This is a genomic window from Gordonia sp. 852002-50816_SCH5313054-c (assembly GCF_001665925.1).
GTDB lineage: Bacteria > Actinomycetota > Actinomycetes > Mycobacteriales > Mycobacteriaceae > Gordonia > Gordonia jacobaea.
Genome location: NZ_LZTE01000084.1, coordinates 1 through 6,972, shown reverse-complemented (window position 1 = coordinate 6,972; position 6,972 = coordinate 1). Strand labels below are relative to the sequence as shown.

The following is a 6,972-nucleotide window of genomic DNA, read 5'->3' as shown; positions in this document are numbered from 1 at the left end:
CGAACCCGGCACCGCCTCACCCGACCAGCAGGAGGCTGCCTGAAACAACCTCATCCACAGATCTTGACAATATCTCCTTTACTGGTTGTGCCGTTCTGCGGCCACACCACCTGGGCCAGCGACCCCAACAACGTCGCCAACACTATTTGGGCAGTGGCAGAGGAGGATACGGATGGATGAGTCGACGGCGGCTTATGGAGCCGATCGCCGCACACCTCGCCGCGCTCGAGTATCTATCTCGGATCTGACGCTCATTGTGCGCCCATCATGCCCCGCGAATATCGCAGTCTTCACCGATGAGGAGCGCGCAGACGCCGACGCCTATGCCGCACAATTTGGAGTGGTCGTCGAGAGGCTTCTTGGCTGAGCTATTTTCAGCGCGAGTAGTAGGGCGGGGCCGTCGCTACTGTGGCGGAGGGGGAAGGACCAGTCCATAGTCGGCGGCCAAGACTTCCGCGTCCAATGCCGTGTAGCCGCCTGTCTCCGATCCCCACACGAACCGCTGGTTCCCTTCGGGGCCGATCCCACCGGGCCAGTGCTCGATGATGGCAGTGACATGCTTCCATTCACCTCGGACGGCGGCGGCGATGCGCTCCGAGGCGTTCATCAACGACGTGTTGCCGCGCACGTCACTCACAATCGCGAATACCGAGCCATTCGCGGTTTCCCAGACCTCGATGGGGTAGCGCTGACGCTTCTGCCGTGAGTGATCGGAAACCGAGAGGTCTCCTCCCATATGAGCAATGGTCGCGGCGTACCAGCGGGAGTCTGTGACGGATCAACTAGGGTCATGACCACACAGCTTAATCGGTTCCGCCGACACGGCGAGCAGGGTCCAATCACTCAGTCGCACAGCCGATTTGCGGGGTGGATTACCTCGCGTGCGGGCTACAAGCCATTCGTCATTCGGCCTCGAGTATCAGGCGCTTGGCCACGTTGGCCATAGCGTAGGTAAATATCGCTGCGAGTGCACATCCAAAACATGTTGCTGCACAACGTATTGTGTCACAGGTGTCAAAACTTCAGGGTATCCTGAGAGTCCCCCTTCGTGGTCGCGGCATCGCGTTGATGGCCGTATTGAGCGACGCTGTCACCACGTCGACCGGCGACGAGGGAACCACCGTTGTGCTGCACTGGCAGTTGCGTTCCTGAGTGCGCGTTTCCGACACCGCTGACCAGCAGTGCGGACTGCGTCTCAGGTCTGCTCACCGCGTGACTCGCGCAACGCGCGAGCACGTTTCACGAATTTCTTGTCGGCATGCTCTTTCTTGTCCGCCGCTCGCGTGTCGCGGGGCGGAAGCTGCAGGTGTTCCTCGGCCGGCAATCCGGCCTGGAGTTGGCGGCCTCGTTCGAGCTCGGAATCAAACTCCGCGCCGAAAAGCAGAGCGAGATTCGTGAGCCAGAGCCACAGCAGGAACACGATGACCCCCGACAACACGCCATACGTCTTGTTGTAGTTGCTGAACTCGGACACGTAGAAGGCGAACAACGCCGACGCGGCGATCCAGGTGACGATCGCCAGAACCGCGCCCGCGCTGACCCACCGGAACTTCGGCTGCTGCACGTTCGGGGTGACCCAATACAGGATCGCCACGATCAAAATGACGAAGACGAGGACCACCGGCCACCGCGTGACACTCCAGACCGCCTGCGCTGTGTCGCCGACACCGATCACATCGCCGAGCGACTTCGCTACCGGACCACTCACGGCCAGCATGAACGCGACAGCCGCAGTCATGATCAACGCCACCAGCGTGACCAGCAGCATGAGCGGCCGCAGCTTCCAGATCGGCCGGCCCTCATCGATCTCGTACATCCGGTTCATCGCACGACCGAACGCGCCGACGTACCCGGATGCCGACCACACCGCGCCAACCAAACTGATCACCAGGGCGAAGCCCGCACTGGGCGCAGTGACTATCTGCTCGATCGGCCCACGAAGCGTGTCGACCGCCGATGACGGGCCGAGATCGTCGACCATCCTCAGCACGGCATCAGTTGTCCGTTGCCCCTGCCCGAACACACCGAGCAGCGACACCAACACGAGCAGAGCCGGGAACAAGGACAATACCGAGTAATAGGTCAGCGCGGCCGCCAGGTCCGTGCACTGGTCCTTGGAGAATTCGCGTGCGGTCTTACGTAACACGTAGACCAACGACGGTTTCGTCAGATCGGTCAGCGAGTCCGGCTTACGCGGATCATCGGGATCCGCTGAGTCAGGATCGTCTCGGATGTGGTCGTCGCATGGGAAACTCATCGTCCCAAGGTAGCCGTCAATGTGGCCGGTTAACCAGGCGCCGAGTGCGCCCGAACGAGACGACGGGAAGGCGTGACGCCGAGTGCGCGTCACCAGGGGAGGGAAGTGCGATGTTCGTCGGCCTCATGGCGCCGCTTGTTCTGATGGCCGTGGCCATGTCACTGGATCACGTGCAGCGGTGGTCGGAACATCCGGACCCGGTTTCCGGGTCCTCAAGGTGCTGTGGCACAGGCTGCGCGCGACGCCCCGCCCTCGGTGGTCGGGCCGTCACCTTGCAAGTCAATGATCAACGCGGAGAACGGCAAGTCACCGTCCGCAGACTCACGATTCGTTGAGGCGGAAACCCGTTTTGGGGTGACCTGGAAGTGGGCCACCGTGCCGTTGTCGATATGACCTCTAGTCTCGACGACCTCGAACCACTCGAGATTCTGAACAGTCGTTCGCCCGTGAGATCGTGCCCTTGATCGCGTCGTCAAACACTCGACGTCGTCGACCTCGGCAGGCATTTCACTTCCCTGCACCCTATTAAGGGTGATCGAACAAGTAAGAACGCGATGCCGGCGTCCGCGGTCAAGGGCGCGTCAGAAGCGTGAAGGATGCTGCAGGCAAGGTCAAGGACGAGATGGCCGGGCACTAAGCGGGACGGGTTTGGGTGTCACCGTGAGTGGTTATTGTTAAACCATGAGCAATGACGAACCCACCCTGGATGACGTGATGGTCCCGACTGAGACGGTGCACCCCGATCATCGGGAGCACGCCAAGTCTCCCAAGCATCTCGACAGCGAGGAACTCGACCAGCGCGCCGAGCACGAGCACGAGCTGGTCGAGGACACCGAGAAGAACTCCTGATCGAGCTCGTCACCCTGTAGACCCCGTTCTCACCCCCGGGGCACTGCCGGTGGTGAAAATGTGTCGGCGTCGGCAGCTGCCCAGTCGCCCGCCACGACGAGAGGGCGTCGTCGATGAGTTGGCCTGTGCCAGCCATTCGTGGAGATCGGCGTAGGAACGTTGTCGCGCACAGGCCGTTTACGCAGGAGGTGCGGCGACAACTGGGCGTGGCGGGAGAGTCCCATGGATGCCATCGTGCGCATGGCTTCGTCAACGGTGGCTGCGTTCACCACTCTCCAGAACCTCGCCGCCGGACTCGAATCGGCCGCCGGACTCGAATCGGTGGTCGGAACAGAGCCCCCTGCAAGACATCGAAACGAAACGCTCTCGACGAGCTTTGGTTGCGTCTGTCGTTGGTTCGACTGATCTCCCGTGTGGGTCCAGGCGTCGCAGAGCGCTGCTTTGTACGAGCAGAACTGACACCGGTTGTCACGCAACTGCGCCCCGTCGCCGTAGCCGATGCCCCCGGGCAGGCGCTGGGTGTCAGGGCGTCATCGGGATCATGCCGGATCTTCGTGTGTGACGGCTTTGTAGCCGCGCGCTCCGGCGCGATCGACCGCCGCACGCACGAGTCCGAAGATTAGCCCTTGCAACGCGGCCGCGGTCAGCACTTCGGAGTTGGTGCGCTGTAGATCGGTGGGCGAGGGGGCATCGGGCTTGTCGGAGACGCGTTTCCAGATCTGGTTGAACACTGCCCCGGCGGCGATACCGCCCAAGACGCTGGTCGCCAGCGACAGCGGTTTGTAGAAGGCTTTGGACACCGTACTCATGGGAAACTCCTATCGACGTCGGCGACGAATCGCCAGGATCACTCCGATGGCCATGGCTGCGACGACGGCGCCGCCGATCAGTGTCTGCTTGTTGTCCTTGGCTGTGGTTGCGGCGTCATGCGCTTTCTGGCTCGCTGCGGCAGTGAGGCGGGTCGGGACGTCGAGCTTGTCGGTCAGCGCATCCACTGTGCGGGCCAGCTCTGCCCGTTGCTCTTCGACCGGTGGCGACTCGTCCGGAACAACGGGTGGTGGGGTAGCTGTCGAGTCCGCGTCGCGGGGCTCCTCGGGTGTCGTGGTCACAGATGCTCCTTGATGGTCTCGACGTCGCGTTGCACGCTTGCCGCGGTGCGTTCGGGGGCGGGTGGCACCGCTGCCTTGGCCCGTAGCGCCCCGATGGCGGTAGCGACGCCACCAATGGCGACGAGTGCGGCACCGACGATGAGTGCCGACAGCCACGCCGGGACGGCGATGGCCAGGCCGATGACGGCGGCCGCTACCAGAGTGGCGAGCCCGTACAGCACCAGCAAGGTGCCGGCACCGGAGATGCCGACTCCGATTCCCAGTCGGGTCCCCTTGGTCTTTATTTCATCCAGGGCGTTACGGATCTCGGTGGTGACCAGGGTGGTGGTCTGTTGTTGCAGGCGTTCGACGAGTTGCACGGTCGACAGCTCGTCGGGGGCTTGTTCAACCACGGGCCGCTCCTCAGGTCGAGGGGTTATTCGTGCTGAATACCTTACCCGATCGCCGACGCTGTCAAACTCGCTGCGTCGCGGCCGGCCAGCTTCGCGGACGACCTTGATCGTGGCCAGGTCCGAGGCCGTCGCAATCCCTCACTTCCGAAGACCTGGACCGCATAGCCATCACCGACGGCGACACAGACCTCACGTACCGCGAACTCCGACGACGCGCGGACGCCCTCGCAGGAGCACTGGCAGCACGCGGCATCGCGCCCGGCGACGTCATCGCTGTGCAAATGCCCAACTCGCCGGAATTCGCCGTCGCCTACTACGGAGTCCTCCGCGCTGGCGCAACCGTCACCACGCTCAACACCCTCTACTCGGCCACCGAGGTCGCCAGGCAGCTCAAGGACTCGAAAGCGAAGGCGTACATCACGATGTCGTCGCTGCTGACGACAGCCGACGACGCCGCCCGACAGGCCGGAATCCCCGCCGAAGCGATCATCGTCGTCGATCGATCGGATCACCGGGCATCGCTGGCCGACCTGATCGAACACCACCTTCCGGCACCCGAGGTCACCGTCGACCCCTCCACGGCACTAGCGGCTCTGCCCTATTCATCGGGTACGACCGGCCTGGCGAAGAGCGTCATGCTCACCCACCGCAATCTCGTCGCCAACATCGCCCAAAGCAGCATCCCCATCGACGTCAACCGCGACGACCGGGTCATGGCAGTACTCCCGTTCTTCCACATCTACGGGATGAACACCATCATGAACCTGACCCTGTATCGCCGCGGAACGCTGGTGACGATGCCGAAGATGGAACTGCCCACGTTCCTCGACCTCGTCCAGAGCCGGCGCGTGACATACCTATACATCGCCCCGCCCATCGCGGTCGCCCTCGCCAAGCACCCGATCGTCGACGACTACGACCTGTCGTCGATCCGCCGGGATCCTGGTCGACAATCGAATCCGGGACGAGTTCACCACAGCGCTGTGCGCCCGGATCGATGCGATCACCGTGGGCCCTGGCCACGACGACGGGGTCTCGCTCGGCCCTCTGATCAACGCGAGGCAGCGCGACGCAGTCTCGACCCTCGTCGACGAAGCGGTCGCAGCGGGAGCCCGTGTTCACACCGGGGGAGCAGCTGTCGACAGGCCGGGCTTCTTCTACCAGCCGACCCTCCTCGACGAGGTCCCTGCCGGATCGTCCCTCTTGGACGAGGAGATCTTCGGTCCGGTTGCGGTGATCACCGGGTTCGACACCGAGACCGAGGCAATCGAGGCGGCGAACGGAACCGACCACGGCTTGGCCGCCTACTTCTACACACGCGATCTCGACCGGGCCAGCCGAGTAGCTGCCGCCATCGAAGCCGGCATGGTGGGCGTGAACCGCGGGATGATCTCCGACCCAGCAGCTCCCTTCGGTGGCGTCAAACACTCGGGTCTGGGGAGCGAGGGCGGGAGCGAGGGCATCGACGAGTACCTCAACATCAAGTACATCGCGCTCACCTCGTGATGCGGTCGAGACACGCTCAGATGTCCACGGAGGGGATAAAATGATGTCCGACAACAATTCCCGGGTCTATTTCCTCGATTGCGACCCCGGTATCGACGATGCACTGGCCCTGGCGTACCTACTCGCGAGGCGTACTCCCATCGTCGGCGTGGGAAGCGTGGCGGGCAACGTTGACGCACGGCGGGGCGCCGCGAACGCTCGCCGGGTGCTGCGGTTGTTCGGCAGGCTCGACATCCCGGTATCTGTCGGACTTGAGGCGCCGGGCGACGACCACGCCGACGACGCCAACTCGTCATTCCACGGCCGCAACGGACTAGGGGGAGTGTCCCTACCCTCGGGTCCGGATGACGTCGGGGAGTCAACGACTCCCGACACGCTTCGTCGGCTGGCTCGCACCTACGGCGACCGACTGCACATCATCGCGACCGGACCACTCACCAACCTCGCGCACGTCCTGGCGAAAGAGCCCGACTTTGGACGCCGCGTGGGCGGCATGACCGTGATGGGCGGTGCGTTCTCCGTCCCCGGCAACGTGACCCCGTGGGCGGAGGCGAACATCGCGTCTGATCCCGCGGCGGCTGCGCACGTCGTCCAGTCGGACTGGAGTCGGCTCACGTTCGTGCCGATCGATCTGACATACACCCATCTGTTCAATCGGGAAGACCAGGCGGCCGTACGCGATCTCGACCGTCCGGAACTCGAAACCCTCTGTCGCATCGTCGACTTCTACTACGACGCCTACCAGGAGCGATTTCGCGGACAGCAGATCCCACTCCACGACCGAGGAATGATCAAGACCTGTGGATCTGGGAGGGCGTGCCTTCCCGCAGAATGATCCCGGTAGTCACTTGATCAAGTC

General features: G+C 63.4%; 8 protein-coding genes and 3 pseudogenes. 5 read left to right on the top strand and 6 right to left on the bottom strand.

Annotation, left to right across the window (positions count from 1 at the left end):
* Window positions 1–403: 403 nt before the first annotated feature.
* A complete protein-coding gene (locus A5788_RS22175; protein ID WP_064870158.1) occupies window positions 404–736 on the bottom strand; it encodes a hypothetical protein in 333 nt (110 codons plus the stop codon).
* 275 nt (window positions 737–1,011) lie between these two features.
* Between A5788_RS22175 and A5788_RS23965 the strand changes: the two genes are divergently transcribed.
* The gene (locus A5788_RS23965; protein ID WP_156525601.1) at window positions 1,012–1,152 is read left to right on the top strand and encodes a hypothetical protein; all 141 of its coding nucleotides are present in this window, start codon (window positions 1,012–1,014) and stop codon (window positions 1,150–1,152) included.
* A 43-nt stretch (window positions 1,153–1,195) separates the two neighbouring features.
* On the opposite strand, the gene A5788_RS22170 is transcribed toward A5788_RS23965, so the two are convergent.
* Both A5788_RS22170 and A5788_RS24405 read right to left on the bottom strand, forming a co-directional pair.
* Window positions 1,196–2,257 (bottom strand): YihY/virulence factor BrkB family protein, encoded by a 1,062-nt coding sequence (locus A5788_RS22170; protein WP_156525600.1) that lies wholly within the window; start codon window positions 2,255–2,257, stop codon window positions 1,196–1,198.
* 347 nt (window positions 2,258–2,604) lie between these two features.
* Window positions 2,605–2,731: pseudogene (locus A5788_RS24405) on the bottom strand (dodecin family protein); the annotation flags it as partial.
* 207 nt (window positions 2,732–2,938) lie between these two features.
* On the opposite strand from A5788_RS24405, the gene A5788_RS24150 reads away from it, so the two are divergent.
* Window positions 2,939–3,106, top strand: coding sequence for a hypothetical protein (locus tag A5788_RS24150; protein WP_197494568.1), 168 nt, complete (start codon window positions 2,939–2,941; stop codon window positions 3,104–3,106).
* A 539-nt stretch (window positions 3,107–3,645) separates the two neighbouring features.
* On the opposite strand, the gene A5788_RS22155 is transcribed toward A5788_RS24150, so the two are convergent.
* Genes A5788_RS22155 through A5788_RS22145 form a run of 3 tightly spaced genes read right to left on the bottom strand, consistent with a single transcriptional unit; the run spans window position 3,646 to window position 4,607 of the window.
* Entirely contained in the window at window positions 3,646–3,915 is a 270-nt protein-coding gene (locus tag A5788_RS22155; RefSeq protein WP_005203148.1) for a DUF4235 domain-containing protein, read from the bottom strand.
* A gap of 9 nt (window positions 3,916–3,924) precedes the next feature.
* Window positions 3,925–4,215 (bottom strand): DUF3618 domain-containing protein, encoded by a 291-nt coding sequence (locus tag A5788_RS22150; protein WP_005203152.1) that lies wholly within the window; start codon window positions 4,213–4,215, stop codon window positions 3,925–3,927.
* Window positions 4,212–4,607 (bottom strand): phage holin family protein, encoded by a 396-nt coding sequence (locus A5788_RS22145; protein ID WP_064870154.1) that lies wholly within the window; start codon window positions 4,605–4,607, stop codon window positions 4,212–4,214. The genes A5788_RS22150 and A5788_RS22145 overlap by 4 nt, the downstream gene beginning before the upstream one ends.
* A gap of 152 nt (window positions 4,608–4,759) precedes the next feature.
* Here A5788_RS22145 and A5788_RS23695 point away from each other — a divergent pair.
* The 3 genes and pseudogenes from A5788_RS23695 to A5788_RS22130 form a co-directional block, all read left to right on the top strand.
* Window positions 4,760–5,530, top strand: a pseudogene (locus tag A5788_RS23695) (AMP-binding protein); the annotation flags it as partial.
* A gap of 28 nt (window positions 5,531–5,558) precedes the next feature.
* Window positions 5,559–6,113, top strand: a pseudogene (locus A5788_RS22135) (aldehyde dehydrogenase family protein); the annotation flags it as partial.
* Between the two features lie 43 nt (window positions 6,114–6,156).
* On the top strand, window positions 6,157–6,948 hold the full coding sequence (locus tag A5788_RS22130; RefSeq protein WP_197494567.1) for a nucleoside hydrolase: 792 nt from the start codon (window positions 6,157–6,159) through the stop codon (window positions 6,946–6,948).
* Window positions 6,949–6,972: the final 24 nt, after the last annotated feature.